This is a genomic window from Sphingomonas sp. (assembly GCF_017744835.1).
Lineage (GTDB): Bacteria > Pseudomonadota > Alphaproteobacteria > Sphingomonadales > Sphingomonadaceae > Sphingomonas.
On sequence record NZ_JAGIAM010000006.1, the window covers coordinates 159,779 to 181,737 of the forward strand.

The window sequence follows — 21,959 nt, forward strand, 5'->3', positions numbered from 1 at the left end:
CGCCAGGCGCACGCGCCGTGTTTTGCTCGACTTTATTTGTCAGAGAAAACAGGCTCCAACAAGGTTGGGAATGTAATGAACCGGCAATGTTGCACTGCAAATCAGCAATGTTGCGCTGCAAAACCGAGGGTCGGAGAGCGCATTTGATCAGTTCGTCGCTTGTTTGCCTCGGCGTACCGCAATCTGCTCGCAGATGGCCACTTGCTAGCAGCTGATTTTCCAAATACCATTTGTCGGAGAAAAGAGCTGCCAAAATATGGTAGCGGTAACATGGGAGGATGGGGCGTGATCAAATCAGCGTTTGCGGATGTTTCAGTGTACGCTCGGGGGGCAAGGTGGCTGCGGGGGTCGCTGAAAAGTGGTGCCTCCATTCTCGCCGTTGGCAGCCTTTTGGCCGCAGCCGCGGCCCATGCTCAGGACGAACCGGCGCCCACCGAGGCGGGGGCCGATGAAGCAGCCCAGACCAAGACCGACGACACCATTGTCGTCAGCGGTATCCGCGGAGCGCTCGAGTCCGCCGCGCAGATCAAGCGTAACGCGAGCACGTTCGTCGATTCGATCACGGCATCCGACATCGCGACCCTGCCGGACTTGTCGGTGGCGGAGGCCCTGGGGCGCATTCCCGGCCTGACTGTCTCGCGCTTTCCGGCAGGCGGTGGGGCAAGTCCCGACTTCCCGTCGCCGGAAGGGCGCGGAAACCTCATTCGCGGCCTCGGTTTTGTCCGCTCCGAGTTCAACGGCCGTGACGCGTTCACCGCTAATGGCGGCCGCGCACTTGATTGGTCGAGCATCCCGCCAGAGCTTGTCGGTGCCGTCGACGTGTACAAGAACCAGTCGGCCGACCTGATCGAAGGCGGCATCGGCGGCACGATCAACCTGCGGACGCTCGAACCGTTCGATCGCCGTGGCCCGATTGTCGCCGTGGCGGTGGACGGAACCTATTCGGACCTGCGCAAGAAATGGTCTCCGTCGGGTAGCATTACGCTCGGCAACCGCTGGCGTGTCGGAAACAGCGAATTCGGCCTGCTCGGTTCCTATTCGCGCTCGATCCTCGATTCGCGGATTCACGGCTGGCAGCAGAACTCGCCCGTGCCGAAGGTGATCGACGCGAACGGCAACATCCCTCAGAACGGCGCGTTCAACGACGGCGGCAGGCTGAACGAATTCGCCGGCGTCGACCCCAGCCAGATCGTCGGCATGGCTGGCGGTTTCCAGATGCGCACCAACGATGTCGACCGCGATCGCGAGAGCTTTTACGGGGCGGCGCAGTGGAAGAACGACAGCCTGCAGGCGACGTTCAAATATGTCCGCGTCGAAACGAAGGTGGACAGCACCGAGCGCACCCTGGAGTGGTGGCCGGAGCACGACGCGACCTGGTCCGTCACCGACATGAAGCTCGATCCCAGCTGGGGCACGGCGGGGACGCCGATGTGCAGCGGAAGCGACGGCTTCCCGGCCAACCCCGGCGACTGCGAGACGCTCATCCCGATTCGCGGCGGCCTGATGGAATCGGGCCTGGTGAACAGCAACAACGACGGCTGGATCGGCGCACAGGGCATCCCGATCGGCTCGCTTGGCATCGGCAAGAAAGAGGAGACGACCACTCAGGACTTCAGCCTGAACCTGAAGTGGAACGCCAGCTCGCGCCTCTATGTCGAGCTCGATGGCCAGTACACCAAGTCCAGCGCGCGGTTCAGAGAGCTTTGGGCCGGTATGAACACCTGGCTCAGCTGGAACGTCAACCAGGACCTCGACAATCCGACAATCGAGTTCTTCACGCCGACCCAGGCGTTCAGCCCCGGCAGCACGCGCTATGGCGGAGACCTCGTCGATGATCCCGCCACTACCGGCGTCAACGAAGCGCGCTTCATTCCGACGCCGGCGAACGCGGGCGACCTCAACGGCGCCAATTTCCAGTACGCGTCGGACGGCTTCCAGCTCGGCACGGGCGAGCTCTACGCGCTTCGCGCCGACCTAGCCTATGATCTGTCGGGCGGCGACGGCCTTGCCAGTTGGTTCCACGGGGTGAAGTTCGGCGTCCGCTATTCCGAGCGGAGCCAGGTGAACTCCGAAAGAATGGGCAACTGGGGTTCGATTGCGCCGGCATGGGACGGGCGCGGCGGTCTGGGCATCGTCGGGACGTTCCAGGATCCGTCCGCCTTCGAGGCGGTCAACTTCTCGGACTTCTTCCGTGGCGGTGTGGTCCAGGGCGCGAACAACTCCTTCGTGTTCATGAAGGACGACTATCTGTCCGACTACAGCAAGTTCATCGACTATCTCCACAACGAGCCGCAGCTGGGAACCAACTATGGCTGGACTCCGCACGGCACGGCGGACGGCACGCAGTGGGGTAGCCCGATCTTCCTGCCGGAGAACACATCCGACATCACCGAGAAGACCAAGAACGCCTATGTCCGCGTCGACTTCAAGCAGGAGTTCGGCAATGGCATGTCGATCGATGGGAACATCGGCCTCCGCTATGTGAAGACCAACCTGACTTCGGCCGGCTATCGCTCCTATCGTGTCTGGAACGCGGACGTGCAGACGGCTCCGATCACGAACGGCGTGCGGACGCGGACGGACGATGCGGAGGCCCACGACGATCCGCGTGATTTCCTGCCCCAGTCGGCGGCCTATTCCGAACAGGCAGCGGTTCCGATCTCCTATGATCTGGAAGACGAGCAGTGGCTGCCGTCGTTCAACATGAAGTGGAATTTGAATCGCGAGATGCTGATCCGCGTCGGCGCCAGCAAGGGGCTGAGCCGCCCGAACGTTCAGGATTTGCGCGCTTCGCAGGAATATGTGGTCACTACGAACCGGACCAATTACCCGACGATCGTGGACACGACCGATCCGTTGTACGGTATCGATCGCGGCGCCCAGAACATCACCATCGGCGATATCAGGGTCAATCGCGGCAACCCGTTCCTGAAACCGACGACGGCGTGGAACTACGACCTCTCGTACGAGTGGTATTTCAAGGGCGGCTACCTGTCGGTCGCTGGCTTCTACAAGAGCATCAAGAACATCATCTCGACCGGCGACATGGTCCTCGGCAGCGAGACTCTCGACGGCAAGACGGTGCAGGTGATCTACAATGGTCAGGTGAACCAGGCGTCGGCGAAGGTGAAGGGCATCGAGCTTGCGTATCAGCAATTCTTCGATTTCCTGCCGGGTCCGCTCAAACATCTCGGCGTCCAGGCCAACTATACCTTTATCGATGCAACCACCACGCCGCCGGGCAACGGTGTCGATGCGGACGGCGACGGCAATCCGGACGATGTCACCACCGTGTTCCGATGGGGTGTCGACGATATGCTAGGCCAGTCCAAGCACATCGCCAACGCGGTTGGCATCTATCAGGACGACAGGCTCGAGATGCGTCTCGCATACAACTGGCGGTCCAAATATCTGACGACCTATCGCGACTGGGTCACCGGCCATCCGGTGTACAACTCGGCTGCGGGCTTCCTCGACGCGTCAATCAAGTACAAGGTGTTCGACCAGGTTCAGGTGCGCGCATCGATCGCGAACATCCTCGACACGAAGAGCAAGGCCAGGACGATGATCGACGAGCAAGGCCAGATGTACGATCGCTTCAGCTTCCTGAACGATCGCCGCATCGTGGTCGGCGTGTTGTTCCAGATGTAACCTGGGCGTGTAATCAAACGGGGGAGCTTTCGGGCTCCCCCGATCGGTGCCCTGTCCTGAACGCGCCGACCGGAATTCCTCCGGGCGGAAATCAGAAGGTGCAAGCGATGAGGAAGTTTCTTCCGATTGCGGCGACGGCGATGCTGGCCGCCTGCACGACCACCATGCCGACGTATCAGGCCGCCCGTGCCCCGAATGGCGCTGGCTACTTCTCCGAACCTGTCGATGGCGGCCGCCATGCCGTCAGTTACACGGGCAGCAAGGAAATGTCGGCGGCGCAGGTGGCCGAGTTCGCCATGCTGCGCGCGGCTGAAATTACGATTGCCGCGGGCCAGGAATGGTTTGCAGTGCTCAGTACCGTATCCCGAAAGGTCCAGGCCGGGGATATCAACAACATCGAGGGGCGGTCCGGTTCGGTTCTTTCGACCGGGTCGATCGGAACCGGCGCAGGTGGCGGCGCGAGCAAAGCGGGTGCCGCTCCCGGCGTCAGCGACGGCTCCGTTCCCACCGGGCCGAGCACGGGCGGCTTCGGCGGTGGGGACGTTCCCTATCAGGTCCTCGAGCGCTGGGCCCCTCCGCCCGTCTACCAGACAATGCTGGTGATCCAGATGGGTTCCGGAAAACATGTCGCCTTCGAGGGGCTAGAGAAAACTCCGGAGATCTATTCCGCCCAAGCGGTGATGGACCAGATCCGCGCCAAGACGGCACGAACATCGCCGCCGAGGTGATGTGCACGCGTGGCCGCCTCGGGGCGCGGCGTTCGACATCCAGTTCCAGAACTCCCCTCAACTGGGGATGTCCTTCGGCATCCCCAGTCTTTTTTTCGAGGCGGGAACAAGGCAAGGCCGGCGGAAAACATCGCCACAGCAACTCACGAAAGGTACGGAATGACCAGAACCGCGGCATCGTTCGGCGCGCTCCTGCTCGCGGGTGCGGCCTGCATCTCGCTTCCTGCCGCCGCCCAGACGGAGACCGCGACCGCCGCCCAGAGCCGCGCTGAGAAGCTGGCAATCGATCTCGTCGGCCGGATGACGCCGGACGAAAAGATCGACCAGTTGCTCAACACCGCGCCGGCGATCCCGCGGCTCGGCATACCGGCCTATAACTGGTGGACCGAATCGCTGCACGGCGCACTCGGTTCGCTGCCCACGACCAATTTCCCCGAGCCGATCGGGCTCGCCGCGACGTTCGACGCGCCGCTCGTCAAGGACGTCGCCGGGGCGATCAGCAGCGAGGTCCGCGGTCTCCACGCGCTGGCGCGACAGACCGGGCGAATGGGCCGGATCGGTACCGGGCTCGATACTTGGTCGCCCAACATCAACATCTTCCGCGACCCGCGCTGGGGCCGCGGGCAGGAGACCTATGGCGAGGATCCGTTCCTCACCGCGCGCATGGGCGTGGCCTTCGTGACCGGCATGCAGGGCCCCAACCCGGACCTGCCCGCCGTGATCGCGACGCCCAAGCATTTCGCCGTTCACAGCGGACCGGAATCGACGCGCCACAGCGCCAACGTCTTCGTCTCGAGGCATGACCTCGAAGACACCTATCTCCCGGCGTTCCGCGCCGCGATCGTCGAGGGCAAGGCCGGCTCGGTGATGTGCGCCTACAACCGGATCGACGGCCAGCCCGCCTGCGCCAGCGACGAACTGCTCAAGGAGCATCTGCGCGGCGCCTGGGGCTTCACCGGCTATGTCGTCTCCGACTGCGACGCCGTGAAGGACATCAGCGACAACCATCACTATGCTCCCGATCCCGCGGCAGCGGTCGCAGCGGCACTGCGCGCCGGCGTTGACAATGAATGCCACACCGCCACCCTCTCGGACACCGCCGGGCTGGGGGACCGCTATCGCGAGGCGCTTAAGCGTGGCCTGATCAGCGAGGGCGACATCGACCAGGCGCTCGTCCGGCTCTTCGCCGCGCGGTACCGCAACGGCGACCTGAGCGGCGTCCGCAAGCCCGAGGGCAACCCGGCCGCGGTCGGCGCGCCGGAACATGGCGCGCTGGCGCTGGGCGCCGCAGAGAAAAGCCTCGTCCTGCTGCGCAACGACGGAATCCTGCCGCTGCGGCAGGGACTTCGCATCGCCGTCGTAGGGCCGCTCGGCGACGCCACGCGCGTGCTGCGCGGCAACTATTCCTCGCCGCTGTCCGCGCCGCCGATCTCGGTGGTCGAGGGGCTGCGGCGCGCCATGCCGGGCACGCAGATCGAATATGTCCCGTTCGGCGAGACCTTCACCGACGGCGATCCGGTGCCCACCGCGGCACTGCGCGCGCCGGACGGCCGGCCCGGCCTGCTTGCGCGCTACTACAATGTGCTCGGCACGCCTCCAGCGCGCTTCGCGCCTGGCGCCTTCGTGGAATATGTGCGGAGTGCACGCTTCGCAGACACGCCCGTCGCGACCAGGGTCGAGACCGGCGTGGATGGCCGCAGCCTGGACCTCGCCCAGGTCTCGGATCACCACCGGGTGGTGTGGACCGGCTTCCTCGTCCCGCCCGAGACCGGCAGCTATCGCCTGGGCCTTTCGGGCTTCATGAGCGGGGTGCTCAAGTTCCAGGGTCAGCCGTTCGTCGACCTCAAGGATGCGCCCTGGGGCAGCCTGCCGACGATGAAGACGGTGCGGCTCGAAAAGGGGCGGCGCTATCCGATCGAAATCACCGGCGACGCGCATACCGGCACCACAGGCGTGGGGCTGGTGTGGAAGCGCGTCTCGACTGCCCCCGAACGTGACCTCAAGGCCGCGGCTGCGAAGGCGGACGTGCTCGTGGCGGTGGTCGGTCTGACCTCGGACCTCGAGGCGGAGGAGTCGCCCGTCCAGATCCCCGGCTTCAAGGGCGGCGACAAGACCACGCTCGACATTCCGCCCGACCAGCAGGCGCTCCTCGAACAGGCCAAGGCGACGGGCAAGCCGATCGTGCTGGTCGCGATGAACGGCAGCCCGATCAACCTCGCCTGGGCAAAGGACAATGCGTCGGCGATCGTCGAAGCCTGGTATCCGGGCCAGTCGGGTGGTCTGGCGATCGCGAACGTCCTGTCGGGGAAGACGAATCCTTCGGGCCGCCTTCCGCTCACTTTTTACCGCAGCGTGGACCAGCTACCGCCCTTCGGCGACTATTCGATGGCGGGCCGCACCTATCGCTATTTCGATGGCACGCCGGTCTATCCGTTCGGCTATGGCCTCAGCTACACGCGTTTCGCCTATGCGCCGCTCGAGGTGACGCCCGCGGCCGGCGGAGCCGCCAAGGGCATCCGCGTCACGAGCACGGTGCGCAACACGGGCAACCGGGCAGGCGACGAAATCGCGCAGCTCTATCTGGACTTCCCCGAGGATCCAGGCGCCCCGCGCATCGCGCTACGCGGCTTCCAGCGCGTGACGCTGAAGCCGGGCGAGGCACGCGCGATTCGCTTCGATCTTTCCCCGCGCGACCTAAGCGCCGTTAGCGCCGACGGAGTACGCAAGGTGCTCGCGGGGGCGTATCGGGTGACGGTCGGCTCCGGCCAGCCGGGGACCGGAGTTCCCGGCGAAAGCGCCGGATTCACCGTTCGGGAGCCCGCGACACTCCCGAAATAGAGGCGATCGGCGCGTCGGCCGATCGCCTGCGGGTCAGTCAGAAGCGAACAATCGCCTGCTTGCCGGCATAGGTGATCCGCCTAGTGGCGGGGGCGGGCTGGATGCCGCCCTGCTGCGTGCCGCCCACCAGCACCAGGTCGAGTTCAGGGCGTGAGATCATGCCCGGGAATGCGCCCTTGCGAGGTCCGACGGTCAGGGTTCTCGCCTTGTCGTTCCAGACGAGATCATAGGTCGCGCGCTGGCCCTTCTCGTATCCATAGGTCTCGTTGTCGTCTTCATAGACGGTGAAGCGTGCATCGGCACCGGGATAGATGCGTATCTCATATGGGGCGCCCGGCAATTCCGTGGCATATTGTACCTCCGGCCCCATCGGGACGATCGAACCTGCGCGGACATAGAGCGGGACGATGTCGAGCGGCGCCTCGCGCGCGACGCGCTGACCTCCCGCGAAACGCTGGTTGCTCCAGAAATCGAACCAGCCGGCGCCCTTGGGAAGATAGGTCTCGACCGACGTGTCGAGCGCCGCGCTGTCGTTGCGAGCCTTGCTCAGCTCGCTCGGGCGGCGCCAGCCGAAGCGTAGCGCGCGATTCCCGTCGCCCTGGAAATATTCGATCGTGATCCTGACCTGCTGCCCCTTGTGGAAGCTCAGCTCGGCATTCTTGTAGCGCGTCGCACCCTTGTTCCAGTCCTCGACGACGGTCTTGCCGTCGACGATCAGGCGAAAGCCGTCGTCTCCCTCGAGGCCCAGCTCATATTTGCCCTCCTCGGGTGCGGTCAGAATGCCCTGCCAGCGCACCGAGAAGTGGTCGAGGCTCGTCAGTCCCGCCGGCAGCTCGGCGAGCGGCGGGTCGGGCCAAGTGTGGTCGATCTTCGTGTCCACGAAGCGGCTCTTCGGACTCTCGAATCCCTCGCCTTCGAAATATTCGCCCGCAAGGCCCGGCTGGCCATCGGGGGTCCGCAGATAGTCCGTCGGCACCGTTGGCGGCGGCGGGCTCTCCACATGATACATCGCGCGGGTCACGGGGTGGACGAGCAGCGAAGGCCCGAACATGAAGCTGTCGTCGATCGTGTCGGTTGCGCGGTCGTCGGGGAAATCCATCATCAGCGGCCGCATCAGCGTGTAGCCCTCCGAAGTCACCTTCCAGCTCAGGCCATAGGTGTAGGGCAGAAGCCGATAGCGCAGGCGCGTGCTGTCGAGCAGCGAGGCGTAGACTTGCGGGTCGAGCGTCTTGAAGCGCCAGGGTTCGCGCTCGACGTCGGTGCCGTGGATGCGCATGATCGGGTTGAACGCCGCGAACTGCAGCCAGCGCGCGAACAGCTCGCGCCATGCGGCATTCTTCTCGCCACCAGGGAAGTTGGAGACGAAGAAGCCACCGGTATCCTGCGTCCAATAGGGATTGCCCGTCACCGTCACGTTCACGCCACCGGCGATCTGCTGCCTGAACGTCTTCCAGCTGGCGAAGATGTCGCCGCTCCAGGATGCCGCCGCCGTGCGTTGCGCCCCTGCCCAGGCCGAACGAGTGAGCGTGAAGACGCGCTTGTCGCTGGTCGCGCGCTCGCCGTCATAGGTCCCCTGCGTCGTCAGCAGCGAATAGGGGTTGAGGTACCGCGTGAAGTCGCCGAGCGCGTTCGAGCCGAGCGCCTTGGTATCCCGGATATTGGCCGCCGCGTTCCACATCGCGCTGCTCACCTCGACCTCGGTACCGTCCATCCACAGCGCATCGACGCCCTTGTCGAGCAGCCCCGACTTGATGTGCTTGAAATAGATTTGGCGGCCGAGCGGGCTGTAGGCGTCGTAGACGCGCGCATGCTTCGAGATCCAGTGGAGCGGAGCGAAGCGAAGATGGTTCGCGTCGAGTTCGTGCGCGAGCGCGGTGTCATCGCCTATCGACGGCCAGATCGACACCATCAACTTGAGGTGCATGTCGTGGAGCTGCCGGCTCATTGCGGCCGGATCGGGATACCGGGTCGGATCCCAGGTCATGCCGCTCCAGCTTCCGTCCTTGTCCGATCCCCAATATTGCCAGTCCTGCACGATGTAATCGAGCGGGAAGCGTTCGCGCCGGAAGGTCTGGGCGACGTCGAGCAACTGCGCCTGGGTCTTGTAGCGTTCCTTGCTCATGAACAGGCCGAACGCCTGCTTCGGATACATCGGCGCCGGGCCCGTGAGCGCGCGATAGGCCGCCACCACCTCGTCGGACGAACTGCCGCCCATGAAATAATAGTCGACGCCGCCCGGAGCGCTTTCGGCCCAGAGCGAGGCGCCGCGGGCATCATCCTTGAAGCGCATCTGGGAATAGGTGTCCCACAGGATGCCGTAGCGCCGGGTCGACATCATCACCGGGATGATGATGCCGACATTGGTCTGGACAAGCAGCAGGTCCGCGCCGCGCCGGTTGCTGGTGTCGTCGCCGGTGAAACCGAAGCCATATATCGCCTCGTCGGGCCGAAGCGTGAAACGGTTCTGCGCTTCATAGGTCGACGCGCCCGAAATGGTGCGCCTGGTCAGCGTTTGCGGCTGGTCGGCCGCCTCCTCGGTGAAGAGTTTGCCTGACGCATCGAGGAAGCGCACCGCGCCGGTCTCCTTGCTGACTTCGATGCGCAGCCTGGCACTGCGGATGGTCAGCGTGGCCGCAGTATCGGTTACGGTGAAGGGCACCGCCGCCGGCTTCTCGATCACGACCAGGCTGGGGGCGGTCCAGTAATTGGGGCCGAGCGTCGCGTTCACGCGGACGGTCTCGGGACCGTAGAAGAGGATGTTCTTGGTCACGCCGTTGAGGCGCAGCTGGACGCCGTTCTTGAGGCGCACATAGGCGAAGGCTGGCGATGGGCGCTGTGCGACCGGGATCAGGTGACCGTTGGCGTCGAGCCCCGTCTGGTGTTGCGCCAGCGCCGGCGATCCGATCGTCAGCGCGAGGGCCAGGGCCCAATGCTTCGGGACTGCGCCATTCCGTATCATCCTCAACTCCCCCTTCGCTCGACATTGTTTCTCGATGGGCGCCGTCAGCTGTCCGCAGGGCTTCCCTCGGTCAGGCCCGAACCAGAAAGGATCAGCGGGATACCGATGTCGTTGCGCAACCCGGGCGGGAGCCTGACCTCGAGCGCATCGGCTGTCCGCCGAATATCGAGGGGCACAGGAGCTCCCGGCACAGCCACGCGCGCGAGCGCACCGCGACCAACGGGATTGCCGCTGCCCCACAGGGTAAGGCGGGCGATATCGTCGGCGGGCCAGCCCAAGACGAAGGCGTGAACGTCCTGTCCCTTGCGCGCATAGCGAATGTCCCGCGCCGTATAAGGCGAATGGGGGCCGCCTTCGCCGAACATTCCGCTGTTCGGCCTGGTCGGCCCCTCGCCATGGATGCGCCATGGCCGCGTGCCGTAGATGGCCGAACCGTATCGACCCATCCAATCGGCGATCTGCTCGACGATCCGTTCCTCCTTGTCGTCGATCGTGCCGTCGCCGCGTACCGGCACGCTCAGCAGCAGATTGCCATTCTTGGAGATCACGTCGCAGAGCGTGTGGATAACCGTGGCGGCGGTCTTGTACCCGTTGTTGGCGTAGAGCTTGCGGTCGTAATGCCAGTTTCCGATGCAGGTGTCGGTCTGCCACGGGTAGGTTTCGATGCTTCCCTTCCCGCCGCGCTCTACATCCTCGACCAGCCCCATGCGCAGTTCGGCGGGCATCCTCTTCGCATTGATGACCGCTTCCATCCGGCCATCGTTCCAGCTTGGGCTGGCATTGTAGAAATGCGCGGCGATCTCCAGGCCATAGTGCTCGAGCGGAAGGCCGGAATTGTCAAAATAGAGAAGATCCGGACGATATTTGTCGATCAGATCCCGGCACCGCAGAAACCATTTGCGTGCAAAGGCAGGATTGGCGCGAGGCACGGACTCATCCCATATCAGGTTGGTGCGTTCGCCAATGGCGTTGGCCTCGACCATCGATGGCACGCCGTCGGGCAAGGCCATCGTCCTGCCCGCATAAAGTTCCTGCGGATCGAGCCCCTCCCACCATTTGCCCTTTCCGTCGGCTTTGGTGAGGCGCGACGCGTCGTACCGCCGGCCGCGCAACGGCCCTTCGGGATCATAGCCATAAGCGGTTTGAAACCAGTGCCACGCGTGCGCGCTGTGATTGGACACGCCGAATCTCAGCCCGCGTGCGCGTGCGGCCCGTGCCCAGATCCCGACGATGTCTCTCTTCGGGCCTACCCGCGTCGAGTTCCAGCTGTGGTAGGTGGAATCAAAGGCGTCGAAATTGTCATGATGGTTGGCGAGCGCGACGAAATATTTGGCCCCGGCACGCGTATATAGATCGACCAGCCGCTCGGGATTCCAGTTTTCGGCTTTCCAGAGATTGTCGATCTCCATGAAGCCGAACTCGGTGGGATGCCCATATTTGGCCAGATGCGCTTTGTAGGCATTGGAGCCTTGGCGATACATCTCGCGGGCGTACCAGTCTCCCTCCTCGGGCACGCATTGCGCGCTCCAATGCGCCCAGATCCCGAACTTGGCATCGCGAAACCAGTCGGGAGTCCGATAACCGGCGGTCAACGAGGGCCAGTCCGGCGTGAACTGCCCGCGGGCCGAACCCGCAGCGGCAGCGGCTGGATTCGATGCCGCGGCACCTGCGATCCCCAGACCGCTCAAGGTTTCACGCCTGGTCAGCCTCATTCACCTCTCCTGTCGACCGCCGATTGGCTCGTCTTTTGTTATTCAGTCCCTTGCGTCGATCGGTGACAGCGAGACTCCCGCGCCCTGATCCCGCCACGCACTTTTCACAGGCCCACGACCACCCCTTCGCCGCGATAGGCAATATCGCGTTCGATATCGGGGCTTCCCTGTCGCTTCAGCACCAGGTGCAGGTTCCGCACCCGCGTGCTCGCGTCATGGCTCCCTCGCGGCGCCGAAATCGACAAGCGCTTGCGCGTATCGTCCCATGCGAACGCGATGCGGCTGTAGCTGCCGCGTTCGTAATCATAGCTCGTGCCATCGTCGTCGTAGAGCGTGAAGCGGCCGTCCGCGCCCGCATAGATGCGGAGCTCCAGATCGAGATTGCGGGATCCCGCCGTCGATTGGGCGACCCGCGCAAGCGGAACGATACTTCCGGCTCTTGCGTGCAGCGGTATTCTGTCGAGCGGCGCGGCAATCTGGTGAACGGTGCCGCCAGCCCGATGCTCGCCGCTCCAGAAGTCGTACCAGCCGCCCGGCGACTCCGGCAGATAGACCGGCCATTGCTGCACCCCGGGCGCCACGACCGGAGCCACGTGGAATGCCTTGCCGAACATGTAGCTGTAGCGCTCGTCCAGCGCCCTCTGGTCATGCACGAAGTCCATGACGAGCGGACGCAGCAGGCTCGATCCGTCGCGCGTGATCTCGGCGGCCTCACTGTAGACATAGGGCAACAGCCGGTAGCGAAGCTCGAGACAGGCGCGCGCCAGCCTCTCCACCTCGGGTCCGTAATGCCAGAATTCCGTGTCGCTCTGATAGCCGTGGACTCGCTGGAGTGGCAGGAACGTGCCAAACTGCAGCCAGCGGATGAGCCGTTCGTGATAGGCAGGATCGCTGTACTGGCTCTTGCCCGGTCGAAAGAAGCCGCCTGCGTCGACGGTCCAATAAGGCATTCCCGCGGCGGCGAAATTGAGCCCTCCGGTGATCTGCCGCTTCAATGTCTCCCAGTCGTTGCCGATGTCGCCGGACCAGGCGGCGGTGGCGTAGCGCTGCTGCCCCGGGGCGGCGGAGCGGGTAAGCGTGAACACCCTCTGGCGCGGAGCGTCGCGCCGCTGGCCGTCATAGACTGCGCGCGCAACCTGCAGGGGGAATATGTTGCGGACAGTCTCGCCGGTACCGGCGCTGGTGACCCGCCCCGTCAGATCGTCGTTCTCGGGTTCGGTCGCATCCTGCCAGAAGCAATCGACCCCGAGCTTGAGTAGCTTGTCGCGTTCGTTCGCCCAATAGAAGGCTGCGGCTTCCGGGTTGAAGAAGTCGACCCAGTCGGTATCCGGGATGTAATAGCCGAGCGCGGCGAACCTCTTGCCGAGCTCGCTGGCGCGATCGACCTTCGCCCAGACCGACAGCATCAGCCGCATGTCCATCGCATGCAGGTCGCGCAGCATTCCGGCCGGATCGGGGTAGAAGTCGCGATCGAATTCCATCGCGTTCCAGCCGTGCTTCCCCCAATATTGCCAGTCCTGGACGATGACATCGACCGGGAGTCGGCGGCGCCGGAACTCGCGCGCGTTGGCAAGCAGCTCTTCCTGGCTCTTGAAGCGTTCGCGGCAATGAATGTAGCCGAACGCCCATTTCGGAAGCATCGGCGCCTGTCCCGTGAGCCGACGGTAGGTCGCCACGGTCTCCGCGCCGTCCTTGCCGGCGATCACGACATAATCGAGCGCTTCGGCCGCGGGAGACCGCAAGACCGTTCGCTCGTCGACCGGCCCGAAATGCAGCCGCGGGGTATCGCGCCCGATTCCAACCGCTTTCACATGATGAAGTCCCGGCCCCAGCTCCGCGAAAAAGCCGGTCGTCGGCGGCAGCCACCCATTCGCGAAGTCGACCAGCATTTTCCCGTCGATCTCGACGCTGTGACGGACCGCCATGCTGCTCCCGACATCGAGCAGGAAGGCGTATCGTCCGCTGGCATCGGTGCGGAATTCGCCTTCGAACACGGCTTCCTGCCGGGCCTCGTCGCGGCTGCCGGATCCGGTCGTGACCGAGACGTTCCGCTGCGCGCCGCGATCCGCGACTTTCCGAAGCGCCGCGGAATGGGGAAGCGGATTGAGTTCCGTCAGTCCATAATTGTGCCACAGCAATCCATAGCCGGCGCTGGATACGAAAAATGGCAGGCTGATCTGCGTATTTACCTGGGTAAGGCGACGCGAAAGGCCTTTCAGATTCAGGAAGCCATCCTGGAATTGGCCGCCACCGAACAGGCGTTCGCTGCGGGGGGCGATGAAGCCTTGCTCGACCGCAACGCCGAGCCCGTTATCCGACGGCGAAGGTTCCATCCGTCCCAGCGGAGCGCGCAGGATCTCACGGCCGGCCGCATCGGAAAAGCGCAGCTCTGCGGTGTCCGCGTCGAGCCGGCATTTCAACCGCGCCAGCGAAAGCGCCGTGTTCGCGCCTTCGCGCCGCAACCCGAAGCGAGGGGATGCGTCCGTCCCGACAAGGAATTGGCTGGGCGGCGGGGGCGTGTCGTCAGGCGAGAAGCGGACCCGGACGGCATTGTCCAGCAAGGGTGTGACCGTAAGAATGCCGCCCTCCAGACGATGCCGAATGGCAGGCGAAGGCCCGTTCGGGGCCGCGGCCGTCAGCGGAGCGCTCGAAACTACACCGCCGCCAATCGCGGTCCCGGTCAGCTTCAGCAGCTCCCGGCGGTGGATTTCCAGCTTCATGCGAGGGGGACCATCGTCCGCGCGATGGAATTCTCCGGCCGGGCAGCGCCAGTTCGAGCATGGCTGCAAATGCCCAGGCCGGTCCGTCGCATAATGACGGAGGCAGGTCCGGCTGGCGTAAACCCAGACTTTACGGCTCGAGCCCGTGCCAACATTCTCGGCCACACCCCCTCGCTGCTTCGGAGGTAATTTGTCGGACTAATTCTGGCAATGCGAAAATTCGGATTTTCCGTGACCCGGCCGGCCTGCAGCCAGCCAGCACCCTCATAACGCGATGATTTACCTACAAGATCGCTTGGCGGACTCGATGAGCTCGGCTGCTCGGCCGCATCGGGAAGGGTGTTCATCCCTCCATGTTCCAGCGTGAACGATGCGGGTTGCGCCGCTACAACTCAGGGTTGAAATCGGTTCGCAGGCTTGCTCGACAATCGATCCAGCTGATTTCTACGGGATAGGAGGGGTGGATGAGGCACCGGAGACGCATGCTGCGGATGGCAATGGGAGCTGCGCTGCTCGGAGGGGTATGGTTCCCGGTCAGCGCGAGCGATCCGATCATCCAGACGCGATTTACCGCGGATCCGGCGCCGATGGTCTTTGACGGGACGGTCTATCTCTACACGAGTCACGATGAGGACGATGCCGCCGGTTTCAAGATGGTCGACTGGCGCCTCTACACATCGACGGACATGGTGAACTGGACCGACCGCGGCGCGGTCGCCTCGCTCAAGACCTTCCCCTGGGCAGTGCAATCCAACGATGCCTGGGCGCCGCAGGTGATCGAGCGGGGCGGGAAATTCTACCTCTATGCGCCGGTCAGCGTGCCCGGAAATCCCAAGAATGTGATCGCGGTCGCGGTGGCGGATCGACCCGAGGGCCCGTTCAGGGACGCTCTGGGCCATCCGCTGGCCGGCCCGGCTGATGGTTTTTTCGATCCCACCGTGGCGATCGACGACGACGGCGAAGCCTATCTGTACTGGGGAAATCCGAACCTCTGGTACGTGAAGCTCAACAAGGACATGATCTCCTATTCGGGCAAAATCGAGAAGATCGAGCGGCGCCCCGCGGACTATCAGGAAGGCCCTTGGTTCTATAAGCACCTGGGTAAATATTACATGGCATTCGCGTCGACGTGCTGCCCAGAGGGCATCGGCTATGCCATGAGCGATCGTCCGACCGGCCCTTGGACACACAAGGGCCAAATTATGGAGCACAACGCGGCGTCCACGGGCAATCATCCGGGCATCATCGACTACAAGGGCGGCACATATCTGTTCGGCTTCGATTACGAGCTGAACTTCGCACTGACCCCGATCCATCACGAACGGCGTTCGGTCACGGTTGCCAAGTTCGACTATAATCCTGACGGCACGATCCCTGCGTTGGGCTGGTGGAACCGGACGAGCGCGCCGCAGATCGGGACGCTCGATCCCTATCAGACCGTCGAAGCGGAGACGATCGCGTGGACGTCGCGCATCAAGCGCGATCGGGATCGGCCCTTTTACTGGGCGCCAGGCGTGACCACGGCGACGAGCGAGGCGGGTGACGTGTATGTCACCCGCATCACGGACCTGAGCTACATCAAAATCGCTGGCGTCGCGTTCGGTGAGCCTGGCGCCTCACGCTTCAGCGCCAAGGTCGCGAGCGCGGAGGAAAGCGGCTCGATCGAACTTCATCTCGACAAGGCGGACGGGCAACTCATCGCGAAGCTGCCGGTCGGGGCGACGGGAGGCCTGGACGCATGGCGGACGATAACGACCCAGGTCTCCGGCGCGACGGGCACGCACGATCTGTTCATGGTTTTTCGAGGCAAGGGTGACCAACCCTTGTTCAATTTCGATCAATGGCAATTCGCGAGATGATCCCCGCCTGTCCTTCAGTTGGAACTCCGGTTCGATCCAAGAAAAGGGGCGGGCCTCTTAAGGGAAGCGGACATTGTGCTATCGCGGCTCCGAAGCGCCGCAGTGCCGTACCCGGGCAGGGTGGAAAGCCCAGGAGCATTGCCGTACGCGGGATGTCGGGAAAAGAAGGCGGAGCCCGTTCGGATCAAATTCCGCCAGGGGAGGGGATTTCGTGAACGCCGATCAGCTATCCGTGAACGTCGGCTCCGTGCTGTTCTATCGTCAGCTCGAGCCGTTTTCCGAAGAGCATCATGGCGGGCTTGGAGTCTCGCTGAGCGCGAATCCCTATGCCTTTCTGGCGGATACCTATGCGGTCCCCATCACGGCCGACGAGTTCGAGCACGCCGCGCTATGCTATCCCATCGTATTCGCGAGCGAATCGAAGATTCCCGTGGCACTGATGGGCCCATATCCGGGTGTGAACGTCTTCGTTGCGCAGGACGGCGAGATGGATCCGGAAGCTTATGTGCCGGCGTTCGCCCGGCGCTATCCCTTTCTTCCGATCGCGACGGACGGGCCAAGGGATCCCTTGGGGGGCAGCGGGCGCATGGTTCTCTGCATAGATCGCGCAGCCAAGACCATCTCGGATCGACCGGAAATTCCCTTCTTCGAACACGGTCAGCACTCGCGCTTCACCAGGGACGCCATTCAGACGTGCAATGAATTCGAGAACCTCGCGCGGCGAACCAGGGATCTCATTCGAATCCTCGAACAGCACGACTTGTTCGAACGCATGGAGTTGCGGGTGCCGCGCGCCAATCCCGACGGGACGGAAGCGCCCTCGCAAAAGATCGAGGACTGCCTTCGGATATCCGAGCGGAAGCTCAACGCTCTGCCCGACGACGTCTACATCAAGTTGCGGAACATCGGTGTGCCGGGCCTTGCCTACGCGCATCTTCTTTCCCTGGGTCTCTGGCCCAAGCTCTTGTCCCGAGCTGCGCGCATGAACGCACAGGCCCCGGCGTACTGAGGCGGAGGTTAGGCGTGTCCTCGCTCGAGCTCGATGCGCACCCCGATCTTTGCATTCGCGTCGAGCACGTCGGCGCGGAACGGACGCCGCTTTTGATCATCGACAATCTGTTGGATCGGCCGGACGATTTCGTCACCTACGCGGCTACGGAGTGCACGCTTTCCGCGCCGACTGACATGTATCCGGGGCTGCGCGCGCCGGCCCCCCAATCCTATGTCGAGGTGTTGCGCAAGGCGCTGACCCGTGCGATCAACGAGGCATACGGGCTTCCCGATCTCGAGTTGTGCAGCGCGATCAGCTACCTTTGCGTGGTTACCGCTAGACCGGGGGATCTCGATCCGGTTCAGTGCATGCCGCACATCGACGGTACGGCCGCCAATGATTTTTCGACCGTCCATTACCTGTGCTCGCCGAAATATTCAGGCACCTCGCTCTATCGCCACCGCCGAACGGGATATGAACTGATCCCCGAGTTCCGCCATGAGCGTTACCGAGCGGTGCTGGAGGAGGAGCTGCGGGAAAAGCCGTGGACGACCCGTGGCTATATCAATGGCGACACCGAGATGTTCGCGCGGATCGCATCGACGGAAGTCGCCTTCAACCGCCTGGTTCTCTACCCCTCCAATGCGCTTCACTCAGCCGACATCGGGCCGGACTTCGCATTCGATCCGGACCCGAGGCAGGGCCGCTTTTCGGTGAATTCCCGCATCCAGATGAGGTCACGAGGTTTCAAGCCAAGGCCGTGGTTCCAAGGATAGTATCTCGAGACGACATCTGCAGCGTCATTCTGACGCCGGCGTGGACCTGCGCGCGGGCGCGCACCCTCGGGCATATCGTGAGTGCGCAGGATCGTCGGAAATGCAATTGGTTGACGGATCGGCGGATCACCACCTAGCTTCCATGGTACCGATAACATTGCGGCCGTTCACGCGAGTCGCCGACGGGAGAGTGGGGGATGGCAATGGCCGAACGAGCGGCGCGCCCGCGCGGCATGCGGTACAAATCTCGCAAATGGGGCACCGGGTGCCGTGCGCCACAAGTCGCTGCTACCCTCCTCTTGTTGGCGCTTGCGACGTCCGCCCAGGGCCAGACGGCAGGCATGGTGGAAGAGGCGCTGCCACCGCCTACGGGTCTGGCGCCCTACTTCGATAAGGCGGCGACCGGTCCCATCGCGCCGGACCCCGACGGCTTTCTTCGCCGCTGGATGCTGCTCGAGCCGGTAACCAAGCCCAATCGCACCAACACCGGCTTTACGTCCCGCTATGTGCGCGAAGCGCTCGCACCCAATCAGTATCCCGGCAAGTTCGGCGAGGTGCCCCGCGATGGCGCGCTCGCCAGGGGCCCCGGCGAGCTTCGCTGGCATGCGCTCGACTCCAGCCTGTTCGACGTCAAGCTGTTCAAACTGGCGCAGGGGCTGGGAAAGCCGACCTATGGCGTGATCTTCTGGGCCGTCACGGTCGTGAATAGCCCGCGCGAGTTGCGGAATGTGCGCCTCGCGGTCGGTTCCAATTCCGCCTCCAGGTGGTGGCTGAACGGCGAGGAAGCCGCGGGGTTGTTCGGGGACAGGCGCATGGTCATGGACGACGTGGTCTCCCGCCCGATCACGCTGCAGAAGGGGCGCAACGTGCTGCAGGGGGCGGTCATCAACGGACCGGGGCTGAGCGACTTCTGTGTCCGCTTCCTCGATGAAAGCGGACAGCCGATCCGCGACATCACCATCGACGTGAAGTGAGGAACCCCATGAAGCTTGCTCCCTTCGCGTTCACCGCGCTTGCCCTGACGCTCGCGCTGCCCGGAACGGCATTCGCCCAATTGGAAGGCGAGCCGTTCATCCACGATCCCTCCACCATCACCTTTTCCGACGGCAAATGGTGGACCTTCGGCACCCGCGGCGGCGGGCTCGTGTCCGACGATGGTTGGGTGTGGCACAGCGGCGGCGAGCGGCCGGGGGGCGGCGTCGCGCCGGACGTGATCAAGATCGGTGACCGCTATTACGTCGCCTATGCGGTCGGCGGGGGCGGGATGAACGGTGGTCACGCCAGCAACGTCAAGGTGATGTGGAGCCACTCGCTGGACCCCAAATCGCCCGACTTCGGCTATCACGACGTCGGCGTCGTCGCTTCGACCGACGGCATCGAGCTCGCCGATGCGATCGATCCTGCCTTTCTCTACGCCGAAGGCCGGCTGTGGCTGAGCTACGGAACCTATTTCGGCTCGATCCGCATGGTCGAGCTCGATCCCGCGACGGGCGGGCGGAAGACGGGCAGCGAACCGGTCGACGTCGCGATCGACATGGAAGCCACCGCGATGATGCACCGCGACGGCTGGTATTACCTGCTCGGCACGCACGGCACCTGCTGTGACGGCCCCAATTCTTCCTACAACATCCGCGTCGGACGTTCGCGCAACCCGACCGGCCCGTTCGTCGACAATATGGGCGTGCCGCTGCTGAAGGGCGGCGGCAAGCTGGTCGTGGCCGGGCGCGCGCGGCAATATGGACCGGGGCATTTCGGCCTGCTCGATCTCGGGGACGGCGTCGAGAAATTCTCGATGCATTATGAGTCCGATCTCGATCGGGGCGGGCGCAGCGTGCTCGGTATCCAGCCGCTGCTGTGGAAGGACGGGTGGCCGGTCGCGGGCGAGAATATCGTGCCCGGCACCTACGAGATCCAGTCGGAGCGCGGCGGCGGCGCCTTGGAACTGGCGGTGGATTTCGTGCGCATGCCGTTCGACGTGCGCCGCAGCTTCATGGCGAAGCCGGACGATCCGGTCGGCCCGATCCCGAACCAGAGCCTCGCCGAGAACCAGCAGAGCTGGCCGGCCGGGAACATCGAGGTGGATCTGGGCGACTATATGATCCGCGCGCACCAGCAATGGACGATCACGCCCGCAGCGGGGGCAGGCGGCGCCTTCGGTGCGCCTTATTACAAGATCGTCATTGCCGGCACCGATCGCGCATTGGCGGTGGGGCCGGAAGGCACGCTCCAGACCGTGCCCGCCTTCACCGGCGCGCCCGGGCAGCTCTGGCGGATCGACCAACTCACCGACGGCACCTACCGGATCATGCCAAAGGCGGCGCCGGGTGCGAACGAGGGGCTTGCCCTTGTGGCGCTGGGTCGCAGCACGCCCGCTCTGGCCAAATTCGACCCCGCCAGCGATGCTGGGCGCTGGAGCTTCAAATTGCCGTGATCGTCATGTGTTGGCGAATGCCCATGCCACATCGGCGATGCGCGAAAAGAAGGACCAGAGCCCAGTCGAGCATGGGGCACAGCTCAGTCTCCGTTCACGGCTACCATGCCATGACCTCGACTGCGCGCGTGATTTCCAGCGCGTGCTGACCTCAGCTTCGACCGCCTGGCGAGGTCAGGACTCGACTTGTACCGGCAGCTTCGTGAGTGAGGACCTGACCGTAATGATCGAGCGCACGCTCGACGCGGAGCAGGAGCCAAATCGCCATCGAGCGTCGGGGCCTTGGTGCAGCCATCGTAAACTTCCGCTTCGCGCGGCGCTCAGTGCAAATGCTCGGCCAGGAAATCGACGAACACACGTACGCGCGCAGGCGTGCTCGCACCGCCCACGAACACCGCATGGATCTGCTCGACGTCACCGGGATTGAATTCCTCGAGGATCGGCACGAGCCGCCCGTCCGCCAGTTCGTTTGCGACGCTGAACGCCCCGACCCGCGCGATGCCCACTCCGATCGCGGCGAGTTGGCCGAGCGTCTCGCCATTGTTCGCTTCGATGTTGCCGCGCACCGACATCGCGAAATCCTTGCCCGCGCGGCGGAACGGCCAGACCGGCTCGGCCCGGCGGAAGTTGAAGTTGAGGCAATTGTGGTTGTGCAGGTCCTCAGGGACAAGCGGCACGCCGGCCCGAGCGAGATAGTCGGGCGAGGCGACGATCACGCGCCCGGTCTCGCCGATCTTGCGCGCGGTCAGGCTGCTGTCGGGTAACGGTCCGAACCGCACCGCCACATCGGCCTGACCGGCCGCGACATCCACCAGGGTGTCGGTCAAGGCGATGTCGACGAGGATGTGCGGATAGAGCGCGGCGAACCGGCCGAGCAGTGGCACCACGCATAGCCGGCCGTGCGACAATGCGGCGCTCACCCGCAGCCGGCCGCGCGGCGCGCCCTGGTCGGCGATCTGCTGCTCGGCGTCGTCGAGATCGGCGAGTATCCGGCGCGCCGCCTGCAGATAGGCCTGGCCCTCGGCGGTGAGCGTCAGAGCTCGCGTCGAGCGCAGCAACAACCGGACGCCGAGCCGACCCTCGATGCGGTCGATCGCGCGCGCCACCGCCGACGGGCTCAACTCGAGCAGTCGCCCCGCCCCGGAAAAGCTGCCGTGATCGACGACGGCGACGAACAAGGCCATCTCGCGCGCCCGGTCCGCGCCCACCGCCAGCTTTGCGTCCACTGCAAAAATCCTCCGCGTTCGCTGGCGATACCCGGGACGGGCCCACGCGTCCATCTATGCGCTGCGAT

Annotated in this window: 12 protein-coding genes; 8 read left to right on the forward strand and 4 right to left on the reverse strand. The window is 64.2% G+C overall.

Annotated features, from left to right (window positions below):
- The first annotated feature begins 285 nt into the window (after positions 1-285).
- From J7500_RS16750 to J7500_RS16760, 3 genes are all read left to right on the forward strand, one after another.
- A complete protein-coding gene (locus J7500_RS16750) occupies positions 286-3,651 on the forward strand; it encodes a TonB-dependent receptor (RefSeq protein WP_294063125.1) in 3,366 nt (1,121 codons plus the stop codon).
- A 107-nt stretch (positions 3,652-3,758) separates the two neighbouring features.
- Positions 3,759-4,379, forward strand: a complete 621-nt coding sequence (locus J7500_RS16755; RefSeq protein WP_294063126.1) for a hypothetical protein — start codon at positions 3,759-3,761, stop codon at positions 4,377-4,379.
- 159 nt (positions 4,380-4,538) lie between these two features.
- Positions 4,539-7,217 (forward strand): glycoside hydrolase family 3 C-terminal domain-containing protein, encoded by a 2,679-nt coding sequence (locus J7500_RS16760; protein WP_294063128.1) that lies wholly within the window; start codon positions 4,539-4,541, stop codon positions 7,215-7,217.
- A gap of 37 nt (positions 7,218-7,254) precedes the next feature.
- On the opposite strand, the gene J7500_RS16765 is transcribed toward J7500_RS16760, so the two are convergent.
- From J7500_RS16765 to J7500_RS16775, 3 genes are all read right to left on the reverse strand, one after another.
- On the reverse strand, positions 7,255-10,176 hold the full coding sequence (locus J7500_RS16765) for a TIM-barrel domain-containing protein (RefSeq protein ID WP_294063129.1): 2,922 nt from the start codon (positions 10,174-10,176) through the stop codon (positions 7,255-7,257).
- A gap of 44 nt (positions 10,177-10,220) precedes the next feature.
- Positions 10,221-11,888 (reverse strand): alpha-L-fucosidase, encoded by a 1,668-nt coding sequence (locus J7500_RS16770; RefSeq protein ID WP_294063130.1) that lies wholly within the window; start codon positions 11,886-11,888, stop codon positions 10,221-10,223.
- 104 nt (positions 11,889-11,992) lie between these two features.
- On the reverse strand, positions 11,993-14,608 hold the full coding sequence (locus J7500_RS16775) for a TIM-barrel domain-containing protein (protein ID WP_294063131.1): 2,616 nt from the start codon (positions 14,606-14,608) through the stop codon (positions 11,993-11,995).
- A 482-nt stretch (positions 14,609-15,090) separates the two neighbouring features.
- On the opposite strand from J7500_RS16775, the gene J7500_RS16780 reads away from it, so the two are divergent.
- From J7500_RS16780 to J7500_RS16800, 5 genes are all read left to right on the forward strand, one after another.
- A complete protein-coding gene (locus J7500_RS16780) occupies positions 15,091-16,467 on the forward strand; it encodes a glycoside hydrolase family 43 protein (protein WP_294063133.1) in 1,377 nt (458 codons plus the stop codon).
- A 211-nt stretch (positions 16,468-16,678) separates the two neighbouring features.
- Complete coding sequence (locus tag J7500_RS16785) at positions 16,679-17,476, forward strand: SapC family protein (RefSeq protein ID WP_294063135.1); 798 nt, start codon at positions 16,679-16,681, stop codon at positions 17,474-17,476.
- A gap of 14 nt (positions 17,477-17,490) precedes the next feature.
- Entirely contained in the window at positions 17,491-18,234 is a 744-nt protein-coding gene (locus J7500_RS16790; protein WP_294063137.1) for a DUF6445 family protein, read from the forward strand.
- 197 nt (positions 18,235-18,431) lie between these two features.
- Positions 18,432-19,208: an acetylxylan esterase gene (locus J7500_RS16795; RefSeq protein ID WP_294063138.1), complete on the forward strand. Its 777-nt coding sequence runs from the start codon at positions 18,432-18,434 to the stop codon at positions 19,206-19,208.
- 8 nt (positions 19,209-19,216) lie between these two features.
- Positions 19,217-20,665, forward strand: coding sequence for a family 43 glycosylhydrolase (locus J7500_RS16800; RefSeq protein WP_294063139.1), 1,449 nt, complete (start codon positions 19,217-19,219; stop codon positions 20,663-20,665).
- A gap of 320 nt (positions 20,666-20,985) precedes the next feature.
- On the opposite strand, the gene J7500_RS16805 is transcribed toward J7500_RS16800, so the two are convergent.
- A complete protein-coding gene (locus tag J7500_RS16805; protein WP_294063140.1) occupies positions 20,986-21,891 on the reverse strand; it encodes a LysR family transcriptional regulator in 906 nt (301 codons plus the stop codon).
- Between the last annotated feature and the right edge of the window lie 68 nt (positions 21,892-21,959).